Below are 12,535 nucleotides of genomic sequence, written 5' to 3'. Positions count from 1 at the left end.
CGGCTGCGCAGCAGCCGCAAATGGAACTCTCTTTTTTTGAAAGCAGTGGCATCTGTAACAGGGGCGCTTCGCGCCCAACGGGAGCAAGCTCCCTCGCCACAAAAACGGAGCACCGTTCAGCCGCGGGGATGATGCTTGGCATGCAAGTCCTGCAACCGTGCCCGAGCCACATGGGTGTAGATCTGGGTGGTGGACAAGTCGCTATGGCCAAGCAGCATCTGCACCACCCGCAGGTCGGCGCCATGGTTGAGCAGGTGTGTGGCGAAGGCATGACGCAAGGTGTGGGGCGAGAGGGATTTGTTGATCCCGGCCACCTTGGCCTGGTGCTTGATGCGGTGCCAGAAGGTCTGGCGGGTCATCTGCTCGCCGCGCAGGCTGGGGAACAGCACATCGCTGGGACGCCCACCCAGCAGTTCATGACGGGCATCGCGCATGTAACGCTCGACCCAGACGATCGCTTCCTCGCCCATTGGCACCAGGCGCTCCTTGCTGCCCTTGCCCATCACCCGCAGCACACCCTGGCGCAGGTTGACTTGCTCCAGCGTCAAGCTGATCAGCTCGGTGACACGCAGGCCACAGGCGTACAAGACTTCCAGCATGGCCCGGTCGCGCTGGCCGATGGCCTCACTGAGGTCGGGCGCCGCCAGCAACGCCTCCACATCGGCTTCCGACAGGGACTTGGGCAGCGGACGGCCCAACTGCGGCATTTCCACGCGCAAGGTCGGATCCACCGCGATGAGCTTTTCCCGCAGCAAATAGCGATAGAACCCACGCAAGCCGGAGAGAAACCGCGCAGTCGAGCGCGGTTTGTAGTTCTGCTCCAGGCGCCACGCCAAGTGATCGAGGATCAACTCCCGGCCGGCATTGATCAGTTCCAGGTTATTTTCCTGCAACCAACCGTTAAACAGTGCCAAATCGCTGCGGTAGGCACCGCGGGTGTTATCGGACAGTCCCTTCTCCAGCCACAGGGCATCGAGAAACTGGTCTATCAGCGGATGATCGATGGCAGGCATAAAGACTCTTGAAAGATGCGGGCACACACGGCATCGAAAATGGAAATGAAGCTATGCAGGGTGCTCAAAGCACAAATCGCAGGCAACAAAAAAGCAGCCCGCAGGCTGCTTTTTTTTGCATCGGAAGCTGGACTTAAGCCAGTTTTTCCTTGATGCGAGCTGCTTTACCCGACAGGTCACGCAGGTAGTACAGCTTGGCTTTACGTACGTCACCGCGACGCTTGACAGCCATGCTGTCGATTTGCGGGCTGTAGGTCTGGAAAGTACGCTCTACGCCGACACCGTTGGAGATTTTACGAACGGTGAATGCACTGTTCACGCCACGGTTACGCTTGGCGATAACGACGCCTTCGAACGCTTGCAGACGGGAACGGTCGCCTTCCTTCACTTTCACCTGAACGACAATGGTGTCGCCCGGGGCAAAGGTAGGGATTTCTTTGGTCATCTGCTCTGCTTCGAGTGCAAGGATGATTTTGTTAGTCATGCTGTGCTCCTAAGGCAAGTCGTCGGACTCACCATCGATACGTTGTTAACTATCGTCCCGCTCGCGGATGTATTCCTCGAGCAGCTTCTTCTCTTCTCCAGAAAGCGAGCGGCTTTCCAGAAGATCGGCGCGTCGTTCATAGGTCCGACCAAGGGACTGCTGTAAACGCCAACGCCGGATGTGCGCGTGGTTGCCACTTAGCAACACGTCGGGAACACGCTGATCCGCATACACCTCCGGTCGGGTGTAGTGCGGGCAATCCAGCAGACCATCCGTAAAGGAATCTTCCTCGGCGGAATCTGCATGCCCTAAAGCTCCAGGCAGCAGTCGTGTAACCGCATCGATCAGGACCATCGCCGGCAGCTCGCCGCCAGACAGTACATAGTCGCCAATCGACCACTCTTCATCGACATGAGCTTCAATGAAACGCTCGTCAATGCCTTCATAACGGCCGGCAATCAGGATCAATGCATCCGAATTCGCCAGCTCGCGTACCGCCGACTGAGTCAGCTGGCGGCCTTGGGGCGACAGGTAGATCACCTTCGCACCCTCCCCGGCTGCAGTCCTGGCCTGAACCAGCGCATCTTCCAGGGGCTTGATCTTCATCACCATGCCCGGACCACCGCCAAACGGGCGATCGTCCACAGTGTGATGTCGATCCGTGGTGTAGTCCCGCGGATTCCAACAGGTGAGCTGCAACAGCTCCTGTTTCACCGCGCGGCTGGTTATGCCGTACTCGCTGATGGCGGAAAACATCTCGGGAAACAATGTGATGACTTCAACGCGCAAATTAGCCACGTTTAGAAATCCGCATCCCATTCCACCTTCATCTCGCCTGCGGCAAGGTCGACGGCCAACACGCATTGCTCGGTATAGGGCAACAGGCGTTCGCGATCATCCAGGCTGCCGACGCAAGGCTTGACCACCATGACATCGTTCGAACCGGTCTCGAGCAGGTGATCGATTTTCCCGAGCAATTGCCCGAGGTGGTCGATGACCTTCAGACCCACCAGCTGGTACCAGTAGTACTCGCCGTCGGTCAGTTCAGGGAACAGGTTGCGCGGCACGCAGATCTCATAACCGGCCAGAAGACGTGCTTCTTCACGATCATCGAGACCCTTGAGCTTTGCGACCAGGAACTTGTCGTTCCCGCGTCCACTGACCAGCTCCACCTGTTTCACGCTACCTTCGCGCTTGAGCGTCCAGGTTTTGTACTCCAACAGGTTCTTGATCGGATCAGTAAAGGAATACACCTTCACTTCGCCGCGAACGCCATGTACAGAATAGATCTTGCCGACAACGATCAAATCACCGGCATCTTTTGGCGTCGCGTTCATATTGCTCAGGCCGCAGCCTTAGCCGATTCCTTCAACAACTGAGCAACGCGCTCAGAAGGTTGTGCACCAACGCTCAGCCAGTAGGCTACGCGCTCTTGGTTCACGGACAGACGAACTTCCTGACCACGGGCAACAGGGTTGAAGAAACCAACCTGCTCCTTGTGGGAACCGTCACGCGGGTTGCGGCTGTCGGTTACGGTCAGGTGGTAAAACGGGCGCTTTTTGGAGCCGCCAAGGGCAAGACGGATTGTTAGCATGTGAACATCGTTCCTGTAGTCGGTGCTGCAAATCTAAATGCACAGCGGGCATAGGTGCCCGAAAGGCCGCATATTCTAAGGAATATCCGGACTTTTGCAAATGTCTTTTTCCGGCGCCTGGCGCCATGCGATCAAGATTTGCCATAGAGCCGTCATGAAAAACGGCAGGTCAGCTCCCACGTAGCGCGGGTTTGCTGGAGGTCCCCGCATCCGTGCGGGGCAACGCCGACATGACAGCCGGCGCAGATTCTTTACATTTTCGGCATGCCGCCGCCGGGCAACATACCGCCCATGCCGCGCATCATCTTGGCCATCCCGCCCTTGGCGGAGAATTTCTTCATCATTTTCTGCATCTGCTTGTGTTGCTTGATCAAGCGGCCGATGTCCTGCACCTGGGTGCCGGAACCCATGGCGATACGGCGCTTGCGCGAACCGCTGATCAGCTCAGGGTCGCGGCGCTCGGCCGGGGTCATGGAGTTGATGATGGCTTCCATCTGCTTGAACTGCTTTTCAGCCGCGCCCTGGGCATTGCCCATCTGCGCCAGGTTCACGCCACCGATGTTCGGCAGTTTGTCCATGAGGCCGCCAAGGCCGCCCATGTTCTTCATTTGTTGCAGCTGGTCGCGGAAGTCTTCGAGGTCGAAGCCCTTGCCCTTCTTCAGCTTCTTGGCCAGTTTGTCGGCCTTGTCCTTGTCGAGGGTCTGCTCGGCCTGCTCGATCAGGCTGAGCACGTCGCCCATGCCGAGGATACGCGATGCGATACGCTCGGGGTGGAACGGCTCGAGCGCTTCGCTCTTCTCGCCCATACCGATGAACTTGATCGGCTTGCCAGTGATGGCACGCACCGACAGCGCGGCACCGCCACGGGCGTCACCATCGACCTTGGTCAGGATCACGCCGGTCAGCGGCAGCGCGTCACCGAACGCCTTGGCGGTGTTGGCCGCGTCCTGGCCGGTCATGGCATCGACCACGAACAGGGTTTCCACCGGGTTGATCGCGGCATGGAGCGCCTTGATCTCGCCCATCATCTCTTCATCGATGTGCAGGCGACCGGCGGTATCGACGATGACCACGTCGATGAATTTCAGTTTGGCTTCTTTGATAGCCGCCTGGGCGATGTCCACCGGCTTCTGGCTCAGGTCGGACGGGAAGAACGTCACGCCGATGTCGTTGGCCAGGGTTTCCAGCTGCTTGATCGCCGCCGGACGGTAGATGTCCGCCGACACCACCATCACCGACTTCTTCTTGCGCTCTTTAAGGAAGCGCGCCAGCTTGCCGGCTGTCGTGGTCTTGCCCGCGCCCTGCAGGCCGGCCATCAGCACCACCGCTGGCGGTACGGCGCTGAGGTTCAGGTCTTCGTTGGCGGCGCCCATCAGGCTTTCGAGCTCGGCCTGGACGATCTTCACGAACGCCTGGCCCGGCGTCAGGCTGCGCGACACTTCGGTGCCGACGGCGCGTTCCTTGACCGAATTGACGAAGTCCTTGACCACCGGCAGGGCGACGTCGGCTTCGAGCAACGCCATGCGCACTTCGCGCAGGGTGTCTTTGATGTTGTCCTCGGTCAGTTTCGCCTTGCCGGTGACATGGCGCAGCGTCTGCGAGAGACGGTCGGTTAGGTTTTCAAACATGCGCGATCCTTTCAGGCCCAGATGAGACCGGGATAATGGCGGCCCAGACCGTGAAAAATGTGCTCGGCGAGCCTGCGGCGTGGGCAGGTCGCGGATTATAGCGAAGAAGCGTGCGGCGTACACCTTGCAGTGGTCTTTCGTGTCGAGGGGGTTCTATGCCAAACTCAGCGCCTTTCGGGCTTGCCTAACAGGATTTATGCTCCCCTTGTCACCCAGCTTGCTTGCCACCCTCGCCGCCGCTTGTCTTTATGCCGCTGCGACCCTCTATCAAGGCACACGCCTGGCCACCGGCGCCAAGGCGAACAAACGCCTGCTGGTCACGCTTGGCGTGCTGGCCGTGCTCGGCCACGCGGCCAGCCTTTATACCCACCTGATGACGCCGATCGGCCTGGGCCTGGATTTCTTCAACGCCGCCAGCCTGATCGCCGTCGCCGTGATCGCCCTGACGCTGCTGGCCTGCTCGCGCATCCCGGTGGAGAACCTGTTGGTGCTGCTGTTCCCGCTGGGGCTGGCCACGGTGCTGCTGGCGCAGTTCGCGCCGTCGGGGACCGTGCAGATCATCGACGAAGAGCCAGGCATCCTCGCCCACATCCTGCTGTCGATCCTCGCCTACGGCCTGTTCACCATCGCCGTGTTCCAGGCCTTGTTGCTGCTGGTGCAGGATCACCAGCTCAAGCACAAGCACCCGTCCGGACTGATCCGCAACTTCCCGCCGCTGCAAACCATGGAAAGCCTGTTGTTCGGCTTCCTCTGGGCCGGCTGGACCCTATTGTCCCTGTCGCTGATCTCCGGCTGGTTGTTCGTCGAGAACCTGTTCGCCCAGCACCTGGTACACAAGACCCTGCTGGCGTGCCTGGCGTGGGTCGTGTTCAGCGTGCTGCTGTGGGGCCGCAACCGCCTCGGCTGGCGTGGACACAAAGCGATTCGCTGGACCCTGGCCGGTTTCTGCCTGCTGATGCTGGCGTACTTCGGTAGCAAGCTGGTTCGTGAATACATCCTGCATATCTGACGGACGGCCCTGATGGATACGTTGCCCGTAGCGCCGTTGTTCGCCGTGCTGGTGGTGCTGATCCTCTGGTCGGCCCTGTTCACGGCCATCGAAGCCGCCCAGCAATACCTGCTGGCCCAGCGCACAGCCTCGCGCGCCAGTGACAAACCGCTGGCGGCGCTGACCTTCCCGCTGGCCAGCCTGATCCTGTGCAATACCCTTTGTCGCGCCTTGGCCGTGGTCATCGGCACGTTGCTGGCCGTTTTTACCTGGCTGGAAAACGGCCCGTGGGTCGCCTGGCTCGGCACCAGCGCCGCCCTGCTGGTGTTCGCCGACTACCTGCCGCGCACCCTGGCCAGCCGTCAGCCCGACGCGGTGCTGGCATTGGGCAACACCTTGCTGGGCATCCCGCTGAAGATCCTCTACCCGTTTGCCTGGCTGTTGAATGGCGCCAGCCAGTTGTTGCTGCGCCCCTTCGCTCGCAAGCCCGGCATGGTGCAGCAGAGCGACGACGAAATGCCCGCGCCACCGCGTAGCGAGCAGGAATCCGAGCACGGCAGCGGCCGGCTGCATCCGATTTCCGGCATCCACGCCCTGGACAACATCACCGTCAACGATATCCTCGTACCCCGTAGCGAGGTCGATGGGATCAACCTCGACGACCCCATCGGCGACATCATCGAACAGCTGCGCCTGAACCGGCGTACCCGCCTGCCGATGTTCCACAGCGACATCAACCAGGTCGAAGCGGTGCTCAACACCCGCCAGATCCGTCATTTGCTGGCGGACGCGAGCCTGACCAAGGAAGCGCTGCTGACGGCTTCCCACGAGCCTTACTTCGTGCCCGAAAGCACGCCACTGCAGCTGCAACTGTTGAATTTCCACAAGCAGCAGCGGCGCCTGGGCATGGTGGTGGACGAATACGGTGAAGTGCTGGGTATTGTCACCCTGGAAGATATCCTCGAAGAAATCGTCGGCGAATTCGAGAGCGAGCACAGCCTCGACAATCCCCACGTTCATCCCCAGCCCGACGGCCGCCTGATGATCGATGGCGCGGCATCGATCCGCGAATTGAACAGGACCCTGGGCTGGCACCTGCCTTGCGACGGCCCCAAGACCCTCAATGGGTTGGTGACCGAAGCCTTGGAAACCATTCCCGAAAGTCCGGTCTGCCTGAAGATCGGCCGTTATCGGCTGGAAATCATCGAGACCGTGGACAACCGCGTCAGCCAGGTGCTGGCGTGGCATAACAGCTCGGTGCCTGCTGTTTCCTGAATCCCTGTCTGGACCTGATAGCCCTTGTGGCGAGGGGATTTATCCCCGCTGGGTCGCGCAGCGGCCCCAAAACCCGACAGCTCGGTATGCCAGGCAAATTGAGTTGACTGTATTTGGGGCTGCTGCGCAGCCCAACGGGGATAAATCCCCTCGCCACAAAAAGCTCGGCGCACGCCTCAATATTGTGTGCGGGCTCACTTGTTGATTCATTAGCCCCCTTCCTATACTCAACCCGCTTACCCAGCCCCGCCCGAACCCCGTGCCTACCCCGCACTTGGCTGGTTCCGGCCAGACCATCGACAAGATCCGCAGCACCCCTGGGGCTGTTCATACCCGAAACAGCGACGGGATACCCGCCCACATCCCTGGGGGTTCGACCATAATAATTCGCTCCAACGGAGCATATGACTGTCAGGGATAACCGCATGACGACCGCTACCTGCAACGAGGCAGTGACTGCCCAGCCGACCAACTCGGCCACTCGCGTGGCGACCGCGAGTTTCATCGGCACCGCCATCGAGTTCTACGATTTCTACGTCTACGCCACGGCTGCGGCCCTGGTGATCGGGCCAGTGTTCTTTCCGCAAACCTCAGGCACGGCACAGATGCTGTCGTCCTTCCTGACGTTCGGCATCGCCTTCCTCGCCCGTCCGCTGGGTTCGGCGCTGTTCGGCCATTTCGGCGACCGGATCGGGCGCAAGTCCACACTGGTGGCGTCCCTGTTGTTGATGGGCGTGTGCACCACGCTCATCGGCGTGTTGCCCGGCTATGCCAGTATTGGCGCCTGGGCGCCGATCCTGTTGTGCGTGCTGCGTTTTGGCCAAGGCCTGGGGTTGGGTGGCGAATGGGGCGGCGCGGCTCTGCTTGCCACCGAGAACGCTCCTAAAGGCAAGCGTGCCTGGTTCGGCATGTTCCCCCAACTGGGGCCCTCCATCGGTTTCCTGGCGGCCAACGGCTTGTTCCTGACCCTGGCCATGAGCCTGGACGACGAGCAATTCCGCTCCTGGGGCTGGCGAATTCCGTTCCTGCTCAGCGCCGTGCTGGTGATCGTCGGTCTCTACGTGCGCCTCAAGCTCCACGAAACCCCGGTGTTCGCCAATGCCGTGGCCCGCCAGGAGCGAGTCAAGGTGCCGCTGGTCGAGCTGTTCAGCCAGTACTGGGCGCCAACGTTGCTGGGCGCGGCGGCGATGGTGGTGTGTTACGCGCTGTTCTACATCTCGACGGTATTCTCCCTGAGCTACGGCGTGTCCACCCTCGGCTACAGTCGCGAAACATTCCTGGGCCTGTTGTGCTTTGCCGTGCTGTTCATGGCCGCTGCGACCCCGTTGTCCGCCTGGGCCAGCGACCGCTACGGCCGCAAACCGATCCTGATCATTGGCGGCCTGCTGGCGATTGCCTCGGGCTTCCTCATGGAACCCTTGCTGACCCACGGTTCCACGGGCGGCGTGGCGTTGTTCCTGTGCATCGAGCTGTTCCTGATGGGGGTGACCTTCGCCCCCATGGGTGCCTTGCTGCCGGAACTGTTTCCGACTCATGTGCGCTACACCGGCGCCTCGGCGGCCTACAACCTGGGCGGCATCGTCGGTGCCTCGGCCGCGCCATTTTTCGCCCAGAAACTGGTGGCGATGGGCGGCTTGAGTTATGTCGGGGGCTATGTTTCAGCGGCCGCGCTGCTCAGCGTCATCGCGGTGTTGTGCTTGAAGGAAACTCGCCATAACGACTTGAATCGGGTCGCCTAGGCCGGGCCCGTGGCGAGGCTCCGCGCCTCGCCACGCCAACCTGTCGCCAGCCTGAACGGCCACCAATGAAATAACCGTTAACAATCCCCCACCATTGAAACCACCCCCCACCTGCCCCATCTAAGACCCATACCCCATTGCGCAGGTGCCCCATGAGCGACCAGCACTCTACTGAAGCCACTCACGAATACGCTGACTCCGAACACGTCGAACACACCTCCTCCGGTACCGGCCTGGCCCTGCCCGGCCAGAACCTGCCGGACAAGGTCTATATCATCCCCATCCACAATCGTCCCTTCTTCCCGGCCCAGGTGCTGCCGGTCATCGTCAACGAAGAACCGTGGGCCGAAACCCTGGAATTGGTGGCCAAGTCCGAACATCATTCCCTGGCGCTGTTCTTCATGGACACACCCCAGGAAGACCCGCGTCATTTCGACACCTCGAAGCTGCCGCTGTACGGCACGCTGGTGAAGGTGCACCACGCCAGCCGGGAAGCCGGCAAATTGCAGTTTGTCGCCCAGGGCCTGACCCGCGTGCGCATCCGCACCTGGCTCAAGCACCATCGCCCACCGTACCTGGTGGAGGTCGAATACCCGCACCAGCCGAGCGAGCCGACCGACGAGGTCAAGGCCTACGGCATGGCGCTGATCAATGCGATCAAGGAACTGCTGCCGCTCAATCCGCTGTACAGCGAAGAGCTGAAGAACTACCTCAACCGCTTCAGCCCCAACGACCCTTCGCCACTCACCGACTTTGCCGCCGCGCTCACCTCCGCCACCGGCAATGAACTGCAGGAAGTGCTCGATTGCGTGCCCATGCTCAAGCGCATGGAGAAAGTGCTGCCGATGCTGCGCAAGGAAGTCGAAGTGGCGCGGTTGCAGAAAGAGATTTCCGCCGAGGTCAATAACAAGATCGGCGAACATCAGCGCCAGTTCTTCCTAAAGGAGCAGCTCAAGGTCATCCAGCAGGAACTGGGGCTGACCAAGGACGACCGCAGCGCCGACCTCGAGCAGTTCGAGCAGCGGCTGGAAGGCAAGGTGTTGTCGGCCCAGGCGCAAAAGCGTATCGAAGAGGAGATGAACAAACTCTCGATCCTGGAAACCGGCTCGCCGGAATACGCCGTCACCCGCAATTACCTGGATTGGGCGACGTCGGTGCCGTGGGGCGTGTATGGCCAGGACAAACTCGACCTCAAGCATGCGCGCAAGGTGCTCGACCAGCACCACGCCGGCCTGGACGACATCAAGGACCGCATCCTCGAATTCCTCGCCGTCGGTGCCTATAAAGGCGAAATCAGTGGTTCCATCGTGCTGCTGGTGGGCCCGCCGGGCGTGGGCAAGACCAGTGTCGGCAAATCCATCGCCGAGTCCCTGGGCCGGCCATTCTACCGCTTCAGTGTCGGCGGCATGCGCGATGAAGCCGAGATCAAGGGCCATCGGCGCACTTACATCGGTGCCCAGCCGGGCAAACTGGTGCAGGCGCTCAAGGATGTCGAAGTGATGAACCCGGTGATCATGCTCGACGAAATCGACAAGATGGGCCAGAGCTACCAGGGCGATCCGGCCTCGGCCTTGCTGGAGACCCTCGACCCGGAACAGAACGTCGAATTCCTCGACCACTACCTGGACCTGCGCCTGGACCTGTCGAAAGTGCTCTTCGTGTGCACCGCCAACACCCTGGACTCGATCCCCGGGCCGCTGCTGGACCGGATGGAAGTGATCCGCCTGTCGGGCTACATCACCGAAGAAAAAGTCGCCATCGCCAAGCGCCACCTGTGGCCCAAGCAACTGGCCAAGGCCGGCGTGTCCAAGGGCAGCCTGAGCATCAACGACAGCGCCCTCAAGGCCCTGATCGACGGTTACGCCCGCGAGGCCGGGGTGCGCCAGCTGGAGAAACAGCTGGGCAAACTGGTGCGCAAGGCGGTGATGAAGCTGATCGAAGAGCCAAAAGCGGTGATCAAGCTCGGGCCGAAGGATCTTGAGGCATCCCTGGGCAAACCGGTGTTCCGCAACGAACAGGTACTGTCCGGCGTCGGGGTGATCACCGGCCTGGCCTGGACCAGCATGGGCGGCGCGACCTTGCCGATCGAAGCGACGCGCATCCACACCCTCAATCGCGGCTTCAAGCTGACCGGGCAACTGGGCGAGGTGATGAAGGAGTCGGCGGAAATCGCCCACAGCTACGTCAGTTCGCACCTGAAGCAATTTGGCGGCGATCCGAAGTTCTTCGACGAGGCCTTCGTTCACCTGCACGTGCCGGAAGGCGCCACGCCCAAGGACGGCCCGAGCGCCGGCGTCACCATGGCCAGCGCCTTGCTGTCCCTGGCTCGCAACCAGCCGCCGAAAAAAGGCGTGGCCATGACCGGCGAACTGACCCTCACCGGGCATGTCCTGCCCATTGGTGGCGTGCGCGAGAAGGTCATCGCGGCGCGCCGGCAGAAGATCAACGAACTGATCCTGCCGGAAGCCAACCGGGGCAATTTCGAAGAACTGCCGGACTACCTCAAGGAAGGCGTGACGGTGCACTTTGCCAAGCGGTTTGCGGATGTGGCGAAGGTGTTGTTCTGATGTTCCTGTAGCGGCTGGACTGGCCTCATCGCGAGCAAGCTCGCTCCCACAGGGTTCGGTGTGGATCACAAATGCTGTGAACACCACAAATCCCCTGTGGGAGCGAGCCTGCTCGCGATGAGGCCCTCACAAACAACACTTCTCCAGCTGACACACCCAGTAGCATCTTCGGTTATGCTCGCCGTTCGTCGTGAATGCCGGAGCCCTTATGTCCCTCACTCGCCTGCTCGTCCCCCTCAGCCTCGCGCTGCTGAGCGCCTGCGCCACGCAAACCAGCCACAACGTGACCGTGGAAAAACTGAGCCAGTGCCCGGTCCGGCTCAACAACGGACAAAACCTGATCCTGAGCCTGCCCAGCAACCCCAGCACCGGTTACCGCTGGGCGATCCAGGATTCGGCCGGCGGTGTGTTGAAAGGCCTCGGGCCGGAGGTCTATCGCAACCCGGAAGACGCCGGCATCGTTGGCGCTGCCGGTGTCTCGACCTGGCGCTTCCAGGCGTTCAACGCCGGCACCGGGCGCTTGCGCCTGACTTATCAACAGCCCTGGGCACCGGAAGTGCCGCCGGTGGAAACCTTTGACTGCGCCATTGCGGTGAACTGACCGTGGGCTGGCTGATCCTCGCACTGATGGGTGCGGCCACCTACCTGTACGGCTTGGCCATGCATGCCACGTTGCTGTGCCTGCTGGTCAAGCCCATGCCGGTGCTGGCCCTGCTCGGCTGGCTGCACGATGCGCCGCCCGGCGACTATCGACGCTGGATCAGCCTCGGGCTGATTTTTTCCCTGGTGGGCGATGTGCTGCTGGCCTGGCCGGGGGATCTGTTCGTGTTCGGCCTCGGCGCGTTTCTGCTGGCACACCTGGCCTACCTGAAAGCCTACCTCAGCGACTGTCGCCGCCCGGCACTGCGGCCGTTGGCCCTGGCCTTGGGCATCGGCGCGGTGCTGTTGGGGATCCTGGTGTCGAGCGGTCTCGGGCCGTTGCTGGTGCCGGTGGTGGTTTATGGTTTGGCCATCAGCGCCATGCTCTGGCGAGCGTTGGCAAGATTGGGCACCGATGTACCCAAGCGTTCGGCCTGGCTGGCCGCCGCCGGGGCGCTGGCCTTTGTGCTTTCCGACAGCCTGATCGGCATCAACCGGTTCGTGCAGCCCTTCCATGCCGCGCCTTACCTGATCATCATCAGTTACTGGCTGGGGCAATGGGGCATCACCGCGTCGGCGTTCCCGCAAAAACATCGTTAAACAGAGAT

12 protein-coding genes are annotated in these 12,535 nt (G+C 61.4%); 6 read left to right on the top strand and 6 right to left on the bottom strand.

What is annotated here, in order from left to right; all coding sequences use genetic code 11:
• Nucleotides 1-116: 116 nt before the first annotated feature.
• The 6 genes from xerD to ffh all read right to left on the bottom strand — a co-directional run bounded on the left by xerD (nt 117) and on the right by ffh (nt 4,719).
• A complete protein-coding gene (gene xerD, locus ACLH0I_RS06160) occupies nt 117-1,013 on the bottom strand; it encodes a site-specific tyrosine recombinase XerD (protein WP_207966394.1) in 897 nt (298 codons plus the stop codon).
• Nucleotides 1,014-1,146: 133 nt separating this feature from the next.
• Nucleotides 1,147-1,497 (bottom strand): 50S ribosomal protein L19, encoded by a 351-nt coding sequence (gene rplS / locus ACLH0I_RS06155; RefSeq protein ID WP_003175895.1) that lies wholly within the window; start codon nt 1,495-1,497, stop codon nt 1,147-1,149.
• Nucleotides 1,498-1,542: 45 nt separating this feature from the next.
• Nucleotides 1,543-2,316, bottom strand: a complete 774-nt coding sequence (gene trmD / locus ACLH0I_RS06150; RefSeq protein ID WP_170845966.1) for a tRNA (guanosine(37)-N1)-methyltransferase TrmD — start codon at nt 2,314-2,316, stop codon at nt 1,543-1,545.
• Nucleotides 2,298-2,834, bottom strand: a complete 537-nt coding sequence (gene rimM, locus ACLH0I_RS06145) for a ribosome maturation factor RimM (RefSeq protein WP_186705437.1) — start codon at nt 2,832-2,834, stop codon at nt 2,298-2,300. Before rimM ends, trmD begins: the two co-directional genes overlap by 19 nt.
• A gap of 5 nt (nt 2,835-2,839) precedes the next feature.
• Nucleotides 2,840-3,091, bottom strand: coding sequence for a 30S ribosomal protein S16 (rpsP, locus tag ACLH0I_RS06140; RefSeq protein ID WP_003198088.1), 252 nt, complete (start codon nt 3,089-3,091; stop codon nt 2,840-2,842).
• A 251-nt stretch (nt 3,092-3,342) separates the two neighbouring features.
• Nucleotides 3,343-4,719 (bottom strand): signal recognition particle protein, encoded by a 1,377-nt coding sequence (gene ffh / locus ACLH0I_RS06135; protein WP_003198085.1) that lies wholly within the window; start codon nt 4,717-4,719, stop codon nt 3,343-3,345.
• A 196-nt stretch (nt 4,720-4,915) separates the two neighbouring features.
• Between ffh and ACLH0I_RS06130 the strand changes: the two genes are divergently transcribed.
• From ACLH0I_RS06130 to ACLH0I_RS06105, 6 genes are all read left to right on the top strand, one after another.
• The gene (locus ACLH0I_RS06130) at nt 4,916-5,728 is read left to right on the top strand and encodes an inner membrane protein YpjD (protein ID WP_053118690.1); all 813 of its coding nucleotides are present in this window, start codon (nt 4,916-4,918) and stop codon (nt 5,726-5,728) included.
• Nucleotides 5,729-5,740: 12 nt separating this feature from the next.
• On the top strand, nt 5,741-6,982 hold the full coding sequence (locus ACLH0I_RS06125) for an HlyC/CorC family transporter (RefSeq protein ID WP_411386566.1): 1,242 nt from the start codon (nt 5,741-5,743) through the stop codon (nt 6,980-6,982).
• A 425-nt stretch (nt 6,983-7,407) separates the two neighbouring features.
• A complete protein-coding gene (locus tag ACLH0I_RS06120) occupies nt 7,408-8,721 on the top strand; it encodes an MFS transporter (RefSeq protein WP_186705435.1) in 1,314 nt (437 codons plus the stop codon).
• Nucleotides 8,722-8,873: 152 nt separating this feature from the next.
• On the top strand, nt 8,874-11,288 hold the full coding sequence (gene lon / locus ACLH0I_RS06115; protein ID WP_250964509.1) for an endopeptidase La: 2,415 nt from the start codon (nt 8,874-8,876) through the stop codon (nt 11,286-11,288).
• Between the two features lie 208 nt (nt 11,289-11,496).
• Nucleotides 11,497-11,889 carry a protease inhibitor I42 family protein gene (locus tag ACLH0I_RS06110; protein ID WP_186705434.1) on the top strand — a complete coding sequence of 131 codons (393 nt, stop codon included), beginning with the start codon at nt 11,497-11,499 and terminating at the stop codon, nt 11,887-11,889.
• Nucleotides 11,890-11,891: 2 nt separating this feature from the next.
• Nucleotides 11,892-12,527 (top strand): lysoplasmalogenase, encoded by a 636-nt coding sequence (locus tag ACLH0I_RS06105; RefSeq protein WP_411386565.1) that lies wholly within the window; start codon nt 11,892-11,894, stop codon nt 12,525-12,527.
• The last annotated feature ends 8 nt before the right edge of the window (nt 12,528-12,535 follow it).

Origin of the sequence: Pseudomonas sp. MPB03 (genome assembly GCF_046605385.1) — a bacterium.
Lineage (GTDB): Bacteria > Pseudomonadota > Gammaproteobacteria > Pseudomonadales > Pseudomonadaceae > Aquipseudomonas > Aquipseudomonas zanjanensis.
The sequence above is the reverse complement of the archived record's forward strand: the minus strand, read 5'-3'. Positions and strand labels throughout refer to the sequence as shown.